Origin of the sequence: Comamonas odontotermitis (assembly GCF_014207855.1) — a bacterium.
GTDB classification, from domain to species: Bacteria; Pseudomonadota; Gammaproteobacteria; order Burkholderiales; family Burkholderiaceae_C; genus Comamonas; species Comamonas odontotermitis_A.
Genome location: NZ_JACHKZ010000038.1, coordinates 1 through 19,114, shown reverse-complemented (window position 1 = coordinate 19,114; position 19,114 = coordinate 1). Strand labels below are relative to the sequence as shown.

The following is a 19,114-nucleotide window of genomic DNA, read 5'->3' as shown; positions in this document are numbered from 1 at the left end:
GGAGGGGTGCCATGTCAAAAGCAAACTGGTTGCCCATTGCGGGCATCGCATCGTCCTTGATCGTACTGGGGTGCGCATCGGTGGACAGCAGCGCCAATCTGGATGCACTGACCCAGCAGGCCGTGGCATCGTCGTTCCGCGACCAGGGGATTGCCAAGGTCGATCGCCTGCAGCAGGATGAATCGAATGCCGCGTGCAGCGCCGCTGATGTGGCGGGTGTGCCGCTGGATGCCAAGCGCAGCGCGGCGATTGAGGCCGCCAACCTGACAACCGTGCAGTGGCCCAAGGATGGCAAGCTGGTTGGTGATTGGAAAGAGGGCGAGAAAATTGCCCAGAACGGCCGGGGCATGACCTGGACCGACAAGGCAGGCAGTGCCAATGGCGGCAATTGCTACAACTGCCACCAGATCAGCAAGGAAGAAATCTCGTTCGGCACGCTGGGCCCTTCGCTCTACAACTACGGCAAGATTCGCGGCATCACCGATCCCGGCAGCGCAGAGTCCAAGGCCATGGTGGAGTACACCTGGGGCAAGGTCTGGAACGCCAAGGCCTACAACGCCTGTTCCGGTATGCCGCGTTTCGGCCATGCGGGCATCTTGACCGAAGCGCAGGTGCGCGATGTGGTGGCATTGCTGGTGGATCCCAAATCCCCGGTCAACCGCTGAAAACGGCCGGATCATCAATACTATGAAAACAATAGCTGGTAGCGCTTTGTGAAAGCGTACTACCGGCTATTTTTATTACCATGAGCCTCTCCAAACGCGAATTCCTGCAAGTGCTGGCGGCAGCCAGCGTCGGTGGCATGGGCCTGCAGCGCTATGCTTGGGCCGACAGTGCCGCTGCTGACAAGGCACTGTACGATGTGCCCCAATTTGGGAATGTGTCGCTGCTGCACATGACCGACTGCCACGCGCAGCTCAAACCCATCTATTTTCGTGAGCCGAGCGTGAACCTGGGCATCGGTGCCATGAAGAACCAGCGCCCCCATCTGGTGGGCGAACATTTGCTGAAGGCCTGCGGCATCCAGCCGGGAACCGCGAGTGCGCATGCTTTCAGCTACCTGGATTTTGACGCGGCAGCCAAGCGCTACGGCAAAGTGGGTGGCTTTGCACATCTGTCTACGCTGGTCAAACGCATGAAGGCTTCGCGCCCTGGGGCACTGCTGCTTGATGGCGGCGACACCTGGCAAGGATCGGCCACATCGCTGTGGACGAACGCCCAGGACATGGTGGATGCCTGCAAGCTGCTGGGTGTGGATGTGATGACTGGCCACTGGGAATTCACCTACGGCATGGAGCGGGTGCAGCAGATCATCGAGAAGGACTTTGGCAACAAGCTCGACTTTGTGGCGCAGAACGTCAAGACGGCGGATTTTGGCGACCCGGTGTTCAAGCCCTACGTGATCCGCGAGATCAATGGCGTGCCTGTTGCCATCATCGGCCAGGCGTTCCCATACACACCGATCGCCAATCCGCGCTACATGGTGGCGGACTGGAGCTTTGGTATTCAGGATGACAACCTGCAGAAAATGGTGGATGAGGCGCGTGGCAAGGGGGCCAAGGTCGTTGTGGTCCTGTCACACAACGGCATGGATGTCGATATCAAGATGGCGAGCCGTGTGCGTGGGGTGGACGCCATTCTGGGAGGCCATACGCACGACGGCATGCCCATTCCCACGATGGTGGAGAACGCTGGCGGCAAGACCATTGTGACCAACGCAGGCTCCAACGGCAAGTTCCTGGGCGTGCTGGATTTTGATGTGAAAGACGGCAAGGTCCGCGATTTCAAGTACCGCCTGATGCCGATCTTTGCCAACATTCTGCCCGCCGATACCGAAATGGAAGCGCTGATTACCAAGATCCGCGCGCCATACGAATCCAGGTTGAACGAAGTGCTGGCGCGAACTGATGGAACCTTGTACCGGCGCGGCAATTTCAATGGCACCGGCGACCAGTTGCTGCTGGATGCCATGATGGCGGTGCAGGACGCGCCGATCGCGTTTTCGCCGGGCTTTCGCTGGGGAACATCTCTGCTGGCGGGCCAGGACATCACGCGTGAGTGGCTGATGGACATGACGGCAACCACCTACTCGTATGCCACAGTGACCGAGATGACCGGCGCGACCATCAAGACCGTGCTGGAGGATGTGGCCGACAACCTGTTCAATCCTGACCCTTACTACCAGCAGGGCGGTGACATGGTGCGCGTGGGAGGCCTGCAATACCAATGCGATCCGACGGCCAAGGCAGGGGCGCGCATCACTGAAATGCGTCTCAAAGGCGAGTTGCTGGAGGCCGACAAGAAATACAAGGTGGCAGGCTGGGCGCCTGTGGCAGAAGAAGCCAGGAGTGCAGGCAACAAGCAGATCTGGGAAGTGGTGGAGCCGTGGCTGAAGGACCAGAAGGTGCTCAAGCCGCGTGCGCTCAATGAACCAGGCCTGCAGAACGTGAAGCCCAACCAGGGTCTGGCCTGAGCGAGACCATATAGGGGTAGCGGGCATTGCTAAAACGCGGTAGAACCGCTCCAATAGCGGACATGAGCCCCGCAGAGTTCGATACTTTAGTGGCCACCATCCTGGTGGCCGTTTTTTTCCTGGCCGCAGCGTTGGGGTTCGTCATGCGCGAAACGCGCTTCTGCACCATGGGTGCGATCAGCGATGTGGTCTATCTGGGCGACTGGATGCGCATACGCCAGTGGGCCATGGCCATAGGCGTTGCCATGTGCGGCTTTACCGCCTTGGTGTTGTGGGCTGGGATATCGGCAGCAGACACCCTGTATGCAGGCACCCAACTGATGTGGCTGTCATCCATGGTGGGGGGCCTGATGTTTGGCGTAGGGATGGTGCTGGCGTCGGGTTGCGGAGCGCGCAATCTCACACGGCTGGGCGGTGGCAATCTCAAGTCGCTGGTTGTTCTTCTGGTCATGGCCGTGGCGGCCTTTGCCACGCTCAAGGGCATCACTGCGGTGGCTCGTGCACGGTGGCTCGATAGCGTGCACATCGGGTTCAGTTCGCCTGCCTTGTTGCCTGAAGTCGTGGCTGGCGCGGCGGGCTGGTCCTTGCCGTTGGTTCGTGGCCTGATGGGAGGCGGTCTTGGCTTGCTGCTGCTGCTGTCCGCCTGGTGCGCAGGGGGCAAGCACAGGCGCGATGTCTCTGTGCTTGCAGGCGGCATTGCTGTCGGCTTGTGCGTTGCTGCGGCGTGGTGGCTGGGCGGGTATGTGGGTAATGTGCAGGAGCACCCCGCTACCTTGGAGCATATGTATGCTGCTACCTACACCGGGCGCATCGAGGCTTTCAGCTTTGTGACTCCGCTGGCGCATACCCTGGACTGGCTGCTGTTTTTCAGCGACCGCAACAAGGTGCTGACCTGGGGCATCGCCAGCGTCGCCGGAATGGTGGCAGGGGCCTTTCTCCATGCACTGTGGCGGCGCGACTTTTGCTGGCAAGGTTTTGCCAATACAGCTGATCTGGCGCGGCATCTGGTTGGTGCTGTCCTGATGGGTGTTGGTGGTGTGGTTGCGATGGGGTGCACCGTCGGCCAGGGCATCAGTGCGCTTTCCGCCTTGCAGCTGGGCAGTTTCTTGTCCGTGACCGGCATTGTGGTGGGCGCCGTTCTGGCATTGCGTTATCTGGCCTGGAAAGAATCCCGGTAACCACGGGCTTCATCGGCATGGATTGAGGGGCCAATCAGGAGCAGGTATTCCGCCAAGGCAGAGGTGGCCCTTGGGAGGTGTCATCTGGCTGTTCCGTTGCCTGGCATGGTTGTAGCGTACTATATTGAATGGAGAGCCCATACCTGCAACCAAGCTTCCGTTTATGCGCCTTGCGGTTGTTCTGCTATCTCAAGAGCAAGGTGCAGCAGGTACAGAAGCTGCGAGACCATGAAGGCCGCCCGCTTCAGTCCGTGCGGTCACAGCAAGGCTCGCACGGCCTGCCTTAGCTCGGGCAGCAACTCCGATTCAAACCATGGATTGCGGTTGAGCCAGCCGCTATTGCGCCAGGAAGGATGGGGGAGCGGGATGCAGCGCGGGGTGAAAGCCGGGCTGTCATAGATGCTGCGCCAGTGCATGACGGTATCGTTCACACCTAGCCGCGTCAGCTCCTTGGCCGCATGCAGGCGTCGCAGATGCCAGCGTTGCGCGTGGCCGCCCACGAGTAGTAGCAGTTGCAGATGGGGCAAGTGCGCCATCAATTGCGCATGCCAGGTGCGCGCGCATTCGGGCCGTGGCGGCAGATCTCCTCCATGTGCGTCAAAACCTGGAAAGCAAAATCCCATTGGCAGTATGGCGATACGGCGTGCATCGTAGAAGATATCCTCGCCGATATCCAGCCATTGCCGCAGGCGTACGCCTGAGGGGTCAGAAAACGGGATGCCGCTTTCATGCGCCCGTATACCGGGCGCCTGTCCGGCAATGCAGATGCGAGCTGAAGCGGATAGCTGGAAGACGGGACGAGGCGCATGGCACAAGGCGCGGCCCTTGTCGGGATGCTCGATGCAGATCCTGCACTGACGTATTTCTTTGGCAAGTGCAGTCAATCGCACCATTTCTTCGGTTGGGCCAATGGGTGGCGGTGTTCCTGGCTGCATGTGTTTCATGGCGCGATTGAGCATCTCCATTCTTGCGGTTATGGCACTGGCAATCATTGAAGAAAAGTGCGGTTTGTCGAGGATCTGCAGATTCCTGCCTCTTGGGTATTGCTCGGTGCGAATGTCTTTCATAACGTCACTCGATCAATTGCAAGGGATTGTCAATTTAAGAGGACCTCTCTTTATTGCGATAGAAGAGTCTGGGTAATGTCTGTATTCTGGTTTGAATTTGTGGCGGTTAGTGCCGGGCCAAAGAGAACACCCCCTCCCCCTCTTTACTTTCTTTGGCAGCTGTACAGCACCGGCTTTTTTTCTCATCTGCGCGTTTTCTTTCGCGTTTTTTTGTCGGTAGTGGGAACTTTTCTTGAGCATGCCAGTCTTTTGGATTGCTCAGTAGCAGAGACTGCGCCGTCCCATCGAAGAATGGGCGGTGCGGTTGATGGTCGGACCGAAGCGTCTGAACATGAATACCGAGAAATAAGTAGGATTTTTCGTGCTGGTACCACGCCTTTGTGGAAGCGGTTTTGCATTTGAATGGCATCAACGCAGCTGGCCCGTTCAACCCAGACGTCAGGACTTCGTCTAAAGGATGGAGTCTTTCACCACCCCCGAGTAGTGCGACATCCAACTCCCTGCAACAGGCCTGGCTTGCAGAAGCCGGAAGCTTACGGCGAGCCAGGTAGGCGAGTGGATGGTGTCTTTGCATGCTTTGTCACGGGTGCAAAAAGTCACCGCACCGGATCACCGGCGGAGGCTCTTTCCTGACGACTGTGGACATGCGACCTGTTTCATGCAAACAGGTTGTCGCTGCTTCATTTTTCTCATGCTGATTGAAATTGAAACGAAATTTATTTTTATAAATATTATTGTTTCATTTGTTTAGCATAACGAGTCGAGCGTCTCTGGCTCTGCATGAGGCGGAGCTCTGCTTTTCAATGAACTTATCCGCCAATGGCCCTGTCGGGCGGTGGAAGCTATTGCGTTCAGCTGCTCGATAACAAGTGCGGCGCAGCTGTCGATCATGGAGCCCGCGCGCACCTTTGGCAGTACGCGGCAGAGGGTAGTCATTGAAGGAAGGTGGACAAGCTGTTACTGGGCTTTTAGCAGTTGGAAAACGGAGGTATCCGTTTTCATTTTTTGAAGGAATTTAAGCCATGGCGAACCTTGCGGCGCTGATAAATACATTTCTCTTTCAAACCCGTACGCGCGCACGTTTTACCGCCATTTATGCGGTGTTGCTGATGGGCGCTGTTCCACATCTTGTGGGCGCCACGGTCCTGTTTGACAATTACCGAGGGCGCGACAGCTTGCCCAGCGGCGCGACCCCCGTGTCTCCCAATTACGGCAATAACGACGGCAGCAGGGCGCTGTCGAATCTGATCAATCTTGCAAGTGGGGGGCCTCAAAATATTGCGTCCTCGGGTAGCCTGGATGACATCGACTGGTCGAGCAATGAGCAGCAGCTGTGCAATACGCGCGTGGGCAATGCACCTTGCTCTGATCAGATTCAGGGCCGCGTTGCATATACGCTGGTGCGTTTTCCTACCGCCGGCACCTATACCTTCAAAGCCGCGCATGATGATGACCTTCAGGTGGATTTTTCGACAAGCTTCTCTGCTGCGTCGGCATCCAATTACCGCAACTTTGACTACAACGTGCCGGTTGGGAGCCTGAGCTCCTATACCAGCGAGACTTCCTATCCCGACATTCCGGGCAATTTCGTGGCATCGCAGGACAACAGCTGCTATGCCATGCGTGTTTACTGGAACAACCGGGGCGGGCTGAATTTCTTGCGCATGAAGTGGGTGAAGCCGGGCAATATCGAAGAAATCATTCCTGCTGCGAATCTGCTCGATCCATCGAGGCCCGAATCCTATGCCAGCTGTGCCAATACGTTGACCGACATTGGCGTCTCCAAGACCGGTCCCGCACAGTTCACGCAAGGAGGAACATTGAATTACATCATTACGGTCTGGAACTATGGCCCGACTGAGGTGAGTGGCATCCCTGTTGCTGACCTCTTGCCGGACAACGTCGCCTTGATCAGTGGCCCCACCTGTACCGCATCTGGTGCGGCCCAGTGCGGCACCAGCACAAGCAATGGAAAAGCATGGGTGATGACAACCGGCACATTGCCGGTGAACACGACGGCAGGTAATCCTTCAACCCGGCCTTCGCAGGGCAGCTACCTGACCTACCAGTTCAATGTACGAGCCGCAGCCAATGCATTGAGCATCAAGAACACGGCGACCGTCGCAACCAACGATTTGAACCCGGACAACAACTCCAGCACCGTCATCAGCCAGAGCAGCGGAAAGGTGGGTGTGAGCAAGACCGGTCCGGCCAAGGTAGCCATGGGACAGGAGTTCGATTATCAATTCAGCATCAATAATGGACTCGGCGTGGCTGTAGCCAACGCTGTGGTTGCCGAGCAGTTGCCTGCCAATATGAAAGCGGTGTCAGTCAACGGGGCCAGTTGTGGCGCGTTGCCCAGCGCTGCGGGGGCCCTTCTGTCTTGCCGGTTGCAATCGGGCATTGCGGCAGGAGGCACGGGATCATTCTCGCTCAGGGTGGTTGCCACCAGTACGGGTGTTGTGACCAACTATGCGTCCACGGACCCGAGTGGCGGCTCGTCGACCGGAACACCTGGAGCCAGTTGCGATGCCTCCCGTTATAGCTGCACCAGTGCCAAGACCGAAGTAGTGGCGCCTGCCGTCACCGTGAGTAAGAGCTTTTCGCCTGCGAGCATCGGTGCGGGAGGCTCAAGCCTGCTCACGGTGACAGTGAGCAATGCCAACTCCAGCATTGATCTGCACTCGTTGAATGTGACCGATGTGCTGCCTGCCGATGTATCTGCGACGGGCAACCTGATTGGGAATACCTGTTTTGGCAACCTCTCTGCGCCTGGCAATAGCCAGCTGACGCTGACCGGTGGCACGCTAGCTGCCGGAGCCACTTGCCAGTTGCGTTGGATGGTGACCTCTTCGGTTGTGGGGACGCATGTGAACACCGTTCCTGCCGGGGGTGTCACTTCCGCCGAAGGTGCCGTCAATACCGTACAGGCCCAAGCAACCCTGGGTGTGCATGCGCCAGGTTATCCCTCTACCACCAAAAAACTGGCGTTGGTGAATGGCGTTCCCTACCAGGGCCAAAGACTGCGCAATGGCGATGAGCTTGTCTATGACATTACGGTCACCAATTCAGGGGGTGTCGCTGTCACCACTGATCTGACGGAGACGGTACCCAATGGGGCCATCTATACGGGGGCCAATGAAGGATGGAGCACGTCGCCAGGGTGTTCTTCGGAAGGCTCGACCTGCCAGCAGGCCAACATCAATGTGGCGGCAGGCGGCTCGGTGACCAAGAAATTCACGATGACCATCACCCCGCCGGTGCTCACGCCTACCTTGATCAATACCGTTACCAGCAGCGAAGGTGATTGCGATGACTGCACAGTTTCATCGCCGGGTGTCTTTGCCGATATGGTGGCTGTCGGCGCGGCATCGCAGGAGGTGCGCAAGGGCGCTGATGTCTCCGTTGTTACCAGTTGCACCAACAAAGGCCCAGATTACGGAGTTAACGCGATCTGTACCGTAACAGGTGCTCCTGCGGGCGCTACCACGGTGTGCACGCCTTCTGCTCCGGTTCCTCAGTTCCAGGTGGGCGAAGTTCTGACCTGCACCACGACGTTCAAGGCTGAGCGGTCCGGACCCGTCATGCTGGTCACGACAGCCTATTCCGAGACGAGTGATCCCGATGCCAGCAACAACAAGGCCATCAGTGCCGTGACTGTGATCGAGGCAGAGCCGACACCCGCGGATGGTGCGACCCCTGTACCCATGGATGCACGCTGGGCGCTGGCGCTGATTTCACTGGCGATTGGGGCTATGGCTGTACTGCGTCTGCGTCGTTCTCGCTCCGATTAAGCCGACGGGCTGCGGGCAAGCAGGGCGGTGGCGGGTGAAATGAATGAACCTCGCCGCCACTCCTCAGATTTCAGCCTCTTGTGTCGTGGTTTGAAATCACGGGAGACGTAGAAGCGGCGGCGATTGCTGCAGGTTCTTGGAGCCGTGGGCTGCGTGCTTGGCCCTGCGGGCTAATGCACTTTGGGGTGACGCCTTTGGAGGCGGGTAAAGAAGATGCCTGCACCGCCAAGCCCCAGGGACAGCAACAGCAAGCCGTGCCCTCCCATGGTGGGGACAGGTGCGGGCGATGCTACAGATGGCTTGTCGTCGTCTTTGACAAGCACTTGCGCGGGAGAGCCCGCGATGTCATAGGTGCTCGCCGTGGCGGGTGCCACTGAGAGCTCTGCAATCACGTCTCCATCATTGGCAACCGTGTTCGGAGTTGCCACGATCGTGCAGGTTGCCGATAGGGAGTCTGCGGGTACCACGATCGGCTGTGTACACGTTGTGCTGTAGCGTGGGTTGGACGCTGGCAGATTCAGGTTCACACTGAGGCCTTGCGGCGGAGCGGGATGGGTCAGCGTCAAGGTGCAGGTGCTGACCTGGTTGGCAGAGTCGAATAGCTCCACCGGGCTGCATGCCACGCTGACAGTGGGAGGCAGCAAGCGGGATTGCAAATACCAGTTGTTGCCTACCTGGTGCAAGGTATAGCTGAAGTGCCCGGCGGTGATCGATCCGCCTTCTAGTGTGAAGACGCCATTGGAGGCTCCGTCCACTTTGACCACCAGGATGCCGTTACCCGTCGTGGCTGCACCCAGCCCATTCGCATTCACGATACGCAAGGTACTGACACCGCTCGTGTTACCGTTCACTTCCAGCACGTCAGATGCAGAATTGCTGTCACCCAACACAGTATCCAGTGCCACTACATTGCTGCCCGTGCCGTTGAAGTTGCCTGTGAAGGTAATGCGATCGTCTGCTGCGGGGCTTGTGTCGGCCAAGGTGATGGTGCCGTCATTGGCAACACTGCCATAGACGTGAAACGTACCTGGTGCATCGCTGGCGCGCAGAGTGGCCGCGCTATCAATATTGATCTGCGCTGCCGCACTACTTTCGAACAGATCACCCGAGAGTTGCAAGGTCGCTGCGTTGGCGAGGTGAATGGTTTCCCAAAGCGTGAGATTGCTTCCATTGGCAAGATTGTTGCTGCCGCCGGTAAAGCCCCGCATTGCCAATCCATCCAAGGTCAAGGTGTCAGTGCCTGTGCCGCCATCGAACTGTGGAGCCTGAGTTATATCCACGCCTGCGGCCAGCGTGAGCGCATCATCGCCTTCGTCCATGGCGGTGATTCCTACAAGCGCGCCGCCGCTGGCTCGCATGGTGTCGTTGCCATTGCCCAGATTGATATCGCCGGTAATGGTGCCACCGGTATGAATAAGCTCATCGGCTCCAGTGCCCATGAACACCTTGCCGGTGATGGTTCCCGCGTTATTTAAGTGGACCGGAGTGTCTTGGTACACCACGACGGCATAGCTTTGTGCATCGGCACGAATGATGCCGCTGGCGGTATTGTTGATGGTTTGCAATGCCGTCAGACCAGCGATACGTGGGAGCACCATCACTGCGGCTCGGAAGGCGGCGTCAGGGATGGCTGCGCTGGATTTGATCTCAAGCAAGCCGCTATTGTCGATGGTCATCGGGTTGGCGTTGCTGGACGTGCCCGATTGGGCAGCGTAGACGTAATTGCTCGGGCTGTCGACCACAACGCTGCCGGTATTGTTGATTCGCACAAAACCGGAACTGTTGGCATAACCAGCGTTACCAATGCCTCCAACGGGGGAGGTTGCCAGGGGGCTCGAATTGGTGATGGTGATGCTGCCGCTATTGTCTACTAGCGAATTGATGGATGCCTGCTGGTAGATACCGACGCTGCCCGTCGTGCGCGTTGCATGGGTATTAGTGATATTGATGGGGCCCGAGTTTGTCGTGGTGCCGCTGCCTCCTGTGGCCGCGCTCCACATGCGGGGCTGCAAACCGCTGGTGAATGCACTGGCGGAGGAGACTACATCCACAGGGCCGGAATTGGTGACGGTGAAATTTTGTGCCAGCACCTCAATGGCATTGTTCGATACGCTTGGGCCGGTGGCTGTATTGGTGAGCGAGATGGAGCCGTTATTGGTGACCGTTGCCTGGCTGTTCGCCGCACTTGCGGCAACCGCTACGGTATCGAGGCCGCTATTGGCAAGAGCCGGGCTTGCCGTGGTCATCGTCAGGCTGGCGCCACTGGCGTTGGTGAAGCTTGCGCTGCTGAAATTGTTGGCATTCAGATACCCAATGTTGGCCAGTGCTCTTCCTCCACCTGCAGGGGTTTGGTAGAGTGCGCCGCTCCACGTCATCTTGCCCTGGTTGATGACCGAGACCCCATTGGCCGTATTTTCGCGCGCGTAGATCAAGCCGATGCTGGTGCCGCTCAAGGTCATGTCGCCAGCGCTGTCGTTGGTGAACTGTACATTTGTGGCGTTGATCAGATACTGCCCTGCAGTAGTTCCACTGCATAGCACAGAGCCGTTGGCCGCGCCCATGGGTGATGGCGGAGAACAGGCCGCCCAACTGGTCAGGGGCAGGGCAAAAGCTCCATATGCTGCTGCAATGACAGCCTTGAGCTTCAAGTTCGATGGAACTCTGGAATACATCGGCATATGGTTCATGTAAGCAAAATTAACATGCCGGTAATTTTTTAAGTTTTGTTTTTGCTATGAGTGATGTATCGCTTGAAGCAATGATCTATCTTCTGACTTGGTGGCGTGAATGCCAAGAATGCCAAGAATGCCAAGAATGCCTGGAATTGATGGCGGTATTGGCCGGTGCCGAGGCTTGTTGAAACAAGGGGCACGGCGGTCTCAGAACCCGCGGGCTGACAAGCTGATCTTTGTTATAGATGCTTGGTTAACCGCCATTGGTTCCAGCCAATTGATTGATGTAACATGCACCGATAAATTTGTAATATCAATCAATGGTTGCTCAAATGAAAAGAAATTTTCGTAATTTTTTCAAGGCGGGCTTGCTGGCGGCGGCCTCGATTGCATTCAGTGGCCATGCATTGGCAGCCAAGATTCTGGTGTTGACCACTGCAGAAACTGCGGGTGATGCGATCACCATCAATAACAACTGCATCTCCGAGTTCACGGCGTTGCAGCCTACCCATACTGTGGTCGCCATGCCGGGTAAGCTGAATAACAATGTCTCGCCTTTGACGATGCAGGACTTGTCGCCTGCCACGGGCCCCTACGATATTGTGGTGACCTGCACGGTATATGTAGCGGCCAACCAGGCGGCCATTACCGTCATTTCAGACGGCATGCGGCAACGCACGGCTCGCGCCTTCTTCAATTTTGATGAGCACTTGTCATTCATGCCTGCGTTTATTGCGGCCAAGAACGACTGGACACTGGCGCTGAGCACCACCATCAGAGGGGGCAGCGGCGAGCCGCAGATCTTGAATACGCGCAGCATCTACGCCGGTGCGTTTGCAGGCTTGCCTGTGATGGGCGGGCATTCCTATGGGGCCTATACAGGAGTTCCTCTGAACAACACCCTGTATACGCCGCAGTCGGCACCGATTCCTCCGAGTTCAGATACCGTACCTGGGGCTTCGACCATGGTGGTTCCCATCGAGCAGTCGTATCTTGATGGCAATGGCGCTCCACAAGGGGCTTGCCTTTTCCAGAGCACCGATGTCAGCATGTTTGATTCCGTGCGCTATTCGGGCAACCAGGGCAAAATTTCCACTGCCTTCATCAATGCCACGGCACCGGGCGGCGCATGCAGTCTCTCGCCCAGTATCAATAAATCGTTCAGCCCCAATAGCGTAGCGGTGGGGGGAACTTCCGTGCTCACAATCCGCATCAACAACAACGGTGGCTATACGGATGCAGCAGGGGTATTTCAGCCAGGCGCGCCAGTCTCTAATCTGGTGGTGCATGACAATCTACCTTCTCCTCTGCAACTGGCCAGTGCTCCTACCACGACTTGCAGCGGCGGCACTCTCACGGGAAGCCCTGGTCAAACTGCTCTGGCGCTGGATGGCGCCACCCTGCCTTCTGCCGGATGTACGATTACCGCTACCGTCACCTGGCCGGTTTCGGCAGTTGCGGCATGCACCAATACGGCGGTCATCAACACCATTGATGCGGGTGTCGAATTTACAACTGCCAGCGGCGCGGCGCAGCAAAATGCCACCGCATCCCTGGCATGTCCCCCCATTGCCAGCATCCAGGTCAGCAAATCGGTGGCAGAGACCAGCGTCATGGCTGGCGCGGCGGCACATTTCACCGTCTCCATCGCCAATGCAGGGCCCGTGGCCGGCACGGGCATTGCTGTGAGCGATCCGCTTACCTCCGATTGGAGCAGTGCAGCATGGACCTGTTCGGCCAGCGGAGGTGCCGTCTGCCCATCGGCATCTGGTGCTGGATCCATCAGCCTGACTGGCTTGACATTGCCTGCAGGTGGTGCATTGAACTACGCTGTAGCATCGGTGGCGGCAGGCTCAAGCAACTCCGCCACCAATGCAGTAAGTGTGACCCCCGGCGACGGCCAATGCAGCAGTGGCGCAAGCCCATGCACGGCTTCGGCCACAGTGGCCGTACTTGGCGGCGTACAGATCAGCAAAACGCGCGCCAGTGAGGCGACCGCCAAGGTCGGCGATACCGTGCAATACACGGTACAGGTCAGCAACCCTACCGGTGTAGCTGTGACTCAGCCCATTGCCATTGCCGATCCGCTGCCGGCCGGGTTTGAAAGCGGTACCTGGACGTGCACAGGCGCATGTGGAGCGAATACCAGTGGCTCCTTGCCGCTGGCTGTAGTGTTGAGCGGTCTGGATCCTCAGGCGTCGGCCACCTTCACGCTGTCGGCGGTAGTCGCTGCGTCGGGCCAGGGTACATCCATCGTCAATACGGCCACGGCCACACCCACCGCTCCTGAGTTGTGCCTCAATGGGCAGGCGCAGTGCAGCGCAAGCGCGGATGCAGTACAGATCGCTCCCGCCACGCTGGATACACCCGCGCCCGTTCCATCACTGAATCAGTGGGCGCTGATATTGCTTTCCATCGCTGTTGTCGCGTTCGCATTGATTGGTTTGCGTCGCGTTCAAGCGCAGTGATCCAGGTGAGGAGGGGGCGCGCAGCCCCTCCTTGAATCTGGCGGGCAGTACCTAGGCCGCAGACCCTGCTTGCAGGGGTGATCTCCTGGTATATCGTGGTGTTTACCGCGAAGGAGGTGGCGATGGATGCCTGCCTCTGGCCGCGCCATTGGTTAATGAAATACCCGGTTCGGCACGTCGCACAGCGCAGCTGCAGCGGATACTGGGCCCTATCCGGCACAACCCTCTGCCTCTGGCGCACCAAACTTGGACTGCAGTGGCTCCGATCCGACAGAGCTTCGTTAGCGATGCGCCCCTCTCATATTCCCCCATGCGCCAAATAGCGACCGGCTATTTTGGGTGGTCCGTTGTTTGTCTCTGCTGTGCAGTAGTGGTGTAAACAATTGTCACTATGGTGCGCGAATGTGGGGGAACTAGTTGGTATTTGATTGATAAAATTGAATAATTCTTGTGAATTGATTTGATAAACAGAAAGATATTCATGCAATCTCACAAGCCTCTCCCTACGTTGACCATGCGAGTGACTGCTCTGGCAGTGCACATGGGTGTGGGTGCTGCGTAGGTCAAACCGCGAACTCGCACCAACAAAGCTGCGCTGCAGCGAAGGTGCCGAACCCCACGTTATTGCTGCTGGATCGCCGTCTCTTCTTGCAGACGAGTGAAGTCTCCCTCCCAAGCCACATGGGCTGACGTCTTTACTCGCGTGATTGGCATATAGGCATTGCCCTGCTGCGGTAGTAGCAACTGTGGCACTGATCAGGCGTTGATAGTCCCCGCCGGGTTGGATGATCGATCTGCTGGTCTTCCTCTGGAGTGGACTGTGGCTTCCATGCGCCACAGCAATGAATAGCGCTTCGCGCAAAGAAATTCGGATAGATCGTATCTGGAAAACACGCTATGAAAATGACTCACCTTTTGTGTGCCTTGGTGAAGGCAAAGAGTGCGGCCTCGGCAGCCTTTGCCATCTGCGCCGCACTCTTATTGCTCGCACCTGCAGCCAGTTTTGCGCAATCGGCCGATCTGCAGGTGACCAAGAGCGGGCCTTCCTCGGCATTTGGTGGAGGTACGTTCACCTATACCTTGGTGATGGACAACAATGGCCCCGATTCCAGCGATGGCGCCACCTTCATTGATACGCTTCCCGCCGGCGTCAGCAACGTCGCGATGTCTTGCGTCAGTGCAAGTGCAGGCGCCCAGTGCCCGACCAACCTCTCGGTAAGCAACACCTCGGTATCTGGCACCTTGGCACTATTTCCCAACCAGGGCAAGGTAACGATTCAGATCACCGGCAACTTCCCGGCAACAGGTCCCACCTCATTGACCAATACGGCGACGATTACCGTCCCCGCTGGTGTGAGCGACCCCAAGCCTGCGTCCAATACCAGCGCCGTCAGCACATCGATGTCATACGTGACCGACCTGTCGGTAACCAAGACGCAGAGTTCAGCGACCTACACCTCTGGTGTACCCGTTACCTATACGGTCACGATTGCCAATGCCGGCCCGGCAGCCGCCGATGGCGCACGGATCAGTGATTTCCTGCGCACCTATGCAACGGGCAACTACACCAACCTGGTGGCGACCTTCGTCAGCTGCACCGCCGGTGGCGGCGCCCAATGTCCTGCAAACTCGGCCTTTCTCAATTACTCCGGGGTTGGCGCGAATGACAACTACCTGTACTCCACCACGGTGCCCAAACTGCCTGCCAACGGCTCGCTGACGATTGTCTACACCCTGCTGCCAACGGACACGGTGGCGCCCTGCGGAACAGGCAATGGCGACATCCAGAACTTCGCGTTTGTCTCGCCTCCGGCTGGGACCACGGATTCGAACTCCAATAACAATGCATCATCGGTTGCACTGCTCAAACCGGCCGCTCCCGCCTGCCCGCCAGTCAATCTGTCGGTCATCAAGACCCAAAGCCCGAACAGCTACGCCTCGGGGGTACCGGTCACCTATACCGTCACGGTCAGCAATGCCGGCCCGAACGCAGCCAACGGTGCGGTGATCAGAGATTTCATGCGGACCTATGGCACTGGTAACTACACCAACCTGGTAGCGAACTTCGTCAGCTGCACAGCTGCTGGCGGCGCGCAATGCCCCGCGAACTCGGCTTTTCAAAATTACTCTGGCGTAGGCGCTTACGATAACTACCTGTTCTCCACGACGATCCCTCAGTTTCCTGCAGGCGGTTCGCTCACGATCGTCTACACGATGACGCCGACCGACCTTGCAGCGCCTTGCGGCACGAGCAACGGTGATATTCAGAATTTCGCCTTCATATCCGCACCAGCAGGCACGACCGATTCGAGCTCGAACAACGATGCAAGCTCTGTGGCACTGCTCAAACCAGCTGCTGCTGCCTGCCCGCAGGCGGATCTGTCGGTTACCAAGACGCAGAGCCCGGCGAACTATGTCTCCGGCGCACCCGTTACCTACACCGTTACTGTCAACAACGCGGGCCCAAGTGCGGCAAATGGATCATTGATCAGCGATTTTCTGCGTGGCTACGGCCAGGGAAACGCCACGAATCTGGCAGCGACGTTTGTGAGTTGCACGCCAAGCGCTGGCGCGCAGTGCCCGGCGAATTCTGCATTCCACAACTATTCGGGCGTGGGTGCCAATGACAATTACCTGTACTCCACGACAGTGCCTCAGTTGCCCTCCGGTGGGGCGTTGACGATCGTCTACACACTGGTCGCAACGGACATCGTTGCCCCTTGCACAAGTGGCTCGGGTGACATTCAGAATTTCGCCTCCGTAACGCCGCCAACTGGTGTTACCGATCCGGATTCATACAACAACAACAGATCGGTTGCACTGCTGCTGACCTGCGCAGATATCTCCGTGAACAAATCGGTCTCACCGGTGACCACGGTGAGCGGCGGCGCGGTGACATACACCATTGACGTTGCCAGCGCTGGCCCGGCAGATACCAGCGGCATCGCATTCAGTGATCCGCTGCCAATCGGCTTCAACTACGGCAGCGCCAGTTGCTCCACGCTGACGGCACCTGCCACCTGCGGCAGCGTGAATTACGACGCGAGTACACGCACCGTGAGCAGCACCATTACTTCGATTGGTAGCGGCGGTGTGGTGCGCTTCCTGATTACCGGCACGGCTGGCTCAACACCCGGCACCTACCCAAATACGGCCTATGCGGTTGTGGCGCCCGGTGTGGTCGACCCGATCCAGTCCTCCAACAGCAGTACGGTCAATCTGCAAATTGTGCCGAGCAGTACGCTGACCGTGGTGAAGACCGTCAATGGCGCACCAGCAAGCGGTTTGCCAGCGGCGATGACCTTTACCGGCACGATCACCTGCGGTGCGCAGACACCGCAGAACTGGTCTGTCACCGTGGCCGCTGGTGCAACCACTGGCACCGGCACAGCACTGCGATTCATTGACGGCGACACCTGCTCCATTACCGAAAACACACCGCCCACGGCGCCCGCTGGGTACACATGGACGGGTGCACCAACGATCAGCCCCAACCCGACTGCGGCCATCGGCCCATCTGCGGCACTCACCATCAACGTGACCAACACACTGCAAGCCAATACCAGTACGCTGACCGTGGTGAAGACCGTCAACGGCGCACCAGCAAGCGGTTTGCCCGCAGCGATGACCTTTACCGGCACGATCACCTGCGGTGCGCAGACACCGCAGAACTGGTCTGTCACCGTGGCCGCTGGTGCAACCACTGGCACCGGCACTGCACTGCGATTCACTGACGGTGACACCTGCTCCATCACCGAAAATACGCCGCCCACGGCGCCCGCTGGGTACACATGGACGGGCGCACCAACGATCAGCCCCAACCCGACTGCGGCCATCGGCCCATCTGCGGCACTCACCATCAACGTGACCAACACACTGCAAGCCAATACCAGTACGCTGACCGTGGTGAAGACCGTCAATGGCGCACCAGCAAGCGGTTTGCCAGCGGCGATGACCTTTACCGGCACGATCACCTGCGGTGCACAGACACCGCAGAACTGGTCTGTCACCGTGGCCGCTGGTGCAACCACTGGCACCGGCACTGCACTGCGATTCACTGACGGTGACACCTGCTCCATCACCGAAAACACACCGCCCACGGCGCCCGCCGGGTACACATGGACGGGTGCACCAACGATCAGCCCCAACCCGACTGCGGCCATCGGCCCATCTGCGGCGCTCACCATCAACGTGACCAACACGCTGCAAGCCAATACCAGTACGCTGACCGTGGTGAAGACCGTCAACGGCGCACCAGCAGGTGGTTTGCCAGCGGCGATGACCTTTACCGGCACGATCACCTGCGGTGCGCAGGCACCGCAGAAATGGTCTGCCACTGTTGCCGCAGGCGCTACCACCGGCACCGGTGTCGCGTTGCGATTCCTTGATGGCGATGCCTGCACCGTCACCGAAGACACGCCGCCTACAGCGCCTGCAGGATATATGTGGTCTGGTTCGCCAGCCATCAGCCCCAACCCGACTGCGGCCATCGGCCCATCTGCGGCGCTCACCATCAACGTGACCAACACGCTGACGCAGCAGGATACCGGAGGCAACCCCTCCGTGCCCGCACCCGTTCCATCATTGGGTCAATGGGCGCTGATGTTGCTCTCCATTGTCCTGGCCGGATTCGCCGTGGCCGGATTGCGCCGCCAGCAAGTGCGGTGATTCAGGCGGAGAGAGGGGAGGAGACGCATCGCCTTCTCTCCTGATCCACTGCCGACGCTAGCCTCCCTGCAGCCGTCGTTTTCGCATCGACCGCAAGTCAGCAGGCCGCCAGCCCCCAATCAAAAATGGCCCTTGCTCTTTATAGAGAGCAAGGGCCATTCTCAACTTATGCTCCTCCCGGAGTTCTCTCGATGGAATCGCTAAGTCATTGCGCTTGGCCAATGCTTATTGAACGCGCCTTTCGCCGCACTTCCCCGGCACTGCCATTTCCAGCTCTGCTAGGTCTGCCTTGCCTTGTTCGGCAGGCACAATTTCCAAATTGGCACCGCCCACAAAGGCGCCCATCTTGATGTATTGGCGGACAAAATAGGTCTTGTCCGGCTCGGTCGTTAAATCAATGCCGTTCGGGGAGAACTCTGACTCGGTCTCGATTCTGTGGCTCTTGCCGCCTTCGACCTCGGTGTAGAAAAACACTTTGGATGCGCTCTCGCCGAGGCACTTGCCATCGATCGTGATGTCCTTCTTGAGCGCTGCACCGAACACGCTGTTGCGGTAGACGTAGAGGCCAGCGTTGCCTGCGCTGGGTGGTTGGAAGGTCTTGGCTTTGGCTGACTCTTCTTTGCTTGCCATATTGACCGAAGCGCAACCCGTCAAAAAGGCCGCGAGCAGGCACATGGCCGATGTTGTTTTCCACATGGTTGGCTTTGTTGCATAAATCGGTTTGAGACTGAGTCTCCCCAAACCCCAGACGTAGTTATGCCACGGCCACCGTTTGGGGCGTGCCCAGCTCGGTG

The 19,114-nt window shown here is 58.3% G+C and carries 9 protein-coding genes; 6 read left to right on the top strand and 3 right to left on the bottom strand.

Features of this window, described 5'->3' with window-relative positions:
• The first annotated feature begins 11 nt into the window (after positions 1–11).
• From soxX to HNP33_RS19060, 3 genes are all read left to right on the top strand, one after another.
• Positions 12–665, top strand: a complete 654-nt coding sequence (soxX, locus tag HNP33_RS19070) for a sulfur oxidation c-type cytochrome SoxX (RefSeq protein ID WP_184711419.1) — start codon at positions 12–14, stop codon at positions 663–665.
• Positions 666–745: 80 nt separating this feature from the next.
• A complete protein-coding gene (soxB, locus tag HNP33_RS19065; protein WP_184711417.1) occupies positions 746–2,473 on the top strand; it encodes a thiosulfohydrolase SoxB in 1,728 nt (575 codons plus the stop codon).
• 62 nt (positions 2,474–2,535) lie between these two features.
• The gene (locus HNP33_RS19060; RefSeq protein WP_184711415.1) at positions 2,536–3,651 is read left to right on the top strand and encodes a YeeE/YedE family protein; all 1,116 of its coding nucleotides are present in this window, start codon (positions 2,536–2,538) and stop codon (positions 3,649–3,651) included.
• A 257-nt stretch (positions 3,652–3,908) separates the two neighbouring features.
• Here the strand turns inward: HNP33_RS19060 and HNP33_RS19055 are convergent, their stop codons facing one another.
• Positions 3,909–4,718 carry a uracil-DNA glycosylase family protein gene (locus HNP33_RS19055; RefSeq protein WP_233464611.1) on the bottom strand — a complete coding sequence of 270 codons (810 nt, stop codon included), beginning with the start codon at positions 4,716–4,718 and terminating at the stop codon, positions 3,909–3,911.
• Positions 4,719–5,740: 1,022 nt separating this feature from the next.
• Here HNP33_RS19055 and HNP33_RS19050 point away from each other — a divergent pair.
• Positions 5,741–8,512, top strand: coding sequence for a DUF11 domain-containing protein (locus HNP33_RS19050; RefSeq protein ID WP_184711413.1), 2,772 nt, complete (start codon positions 5,741–5,743; stop codon positions 8,510–8,512).
• Positions 8,513–8,682: 170 nt separating this feature from the next.
• Here the strand turns inward: HNP33_RS19050 and HNP33_RS19045 are convergent, their stop codons facing one another.
• A complete protein-coding gene (locus HNP33_RS19045; RefSeq protein ID WP_184711411.1) occupies positions 8,683–11,073 on the bottom strand; it encodes an autotransporter outer membrane beta-barrel domain-containing protein in 2,391 nt (796 codons plus the stop codon).
• Between the two features lie 443 nt (positions 11,074–11,516).
• Here HNP33_RS19045 and HNP33_RS19040 point away from each other — a divergent pair, with 443 nt between their 5' ends.
• Positions 11,517–13,652 carry an IPTL-CTERM sorting domain-containing protein gene (locus HNP33_RS19040; protein ID WP_184711409.1) on the top strand — a complete coding sequence of 712 codons (2,136 nt, stop codon included), beginning with the start codon at positions 11,517–11,519 and terminating at the stop codon, positions 13,650–13,652.
• Between the two features lie 897 nt (positions 13,653–14,549).
• A complete protein-coding gene (locus tag HNP33_RS19035) occupies positions 14,550–18,320 on the top strand; it encodes an IPTL-CTERM sorting domain-containing protein (protein ID WP_184711407.1) in 3,771 nt (1,256 codons plus the stop codon).
• A 225-nt stretch (positions 18,321–18,545) separates the two neighbouring features.
• Here HNP33_RS19035 and HNP33_RS19030 read toward each other — a convergent pair.
• Positions 18,546–19,114, bottom strand: a 569-nt coding sequence (locus tag HNP33_RS19030) for a DUF2846 domain-containing protein (protein ID WP_233464610.1), incomplete at its 5' end; no start/stop codon positions are given.

Excerpts from the sequence above, each read along its gene's own strand:
- soxX (WP_184711419.1), top strand. The coding sequence starts at position 12 with ATGTCAAAAGCAAACTGGTTGCCCATTGCGGGCATCGCATCGTCCTTG.
- soxB (WP_184711417.1), top strand. The coding sequence starts at position 746 with ATGAGCCTCTCCAAACGCGAATTCCTGCAAGTGCTGGCGGCAGCCAGC.
- HNP33_RS19060 (WP_184711415.1), top strand. The coding sequence starts at position 2,536 with ATGAGCCCCGCAGAGTTCGATACTTTAGTGGCCACCATCCTGGTGGCC.
- HNP33_RS19055 (WP_233464611.1), bottom strand. The coding sequence starts at position 4,718 with ATGAAAGACATTCGCACCGAGCAATACCCAAGAGGCAGGAATCTGCAG.
- HNP33_RS19050 (WP_184711413.1), top strand. The coding sequence starts at position 5,741 with ATGGCGAACCTTGCGGCGCTGATAAATACATTTCTCTTTCAAACCCGT.
- HNP33_RS19045 (WP_184711411.1), bottom strand. The coding sequence starts at position 11,073 with ATGGGCGCGGCCAACGGCTCTGTGCTATGCAGTGGAACTACTGCAGGG.
- HNP33_RS19040 (WP_184711409.1), top strand. The coding sequence starts at position 11,517 with ATGAAAAGAAATTTTCGTAATTTTTTCAAGGCGGGCTTGCTGGCGGCG.
- HNP33_RS19035 (WP_184711407.1), top strand. The coding sequence starts at position 14,550 with ATGAAAATGACTCACCTTTTGTGTGCCTTGGTGAAGGCAAAGAGTGCG.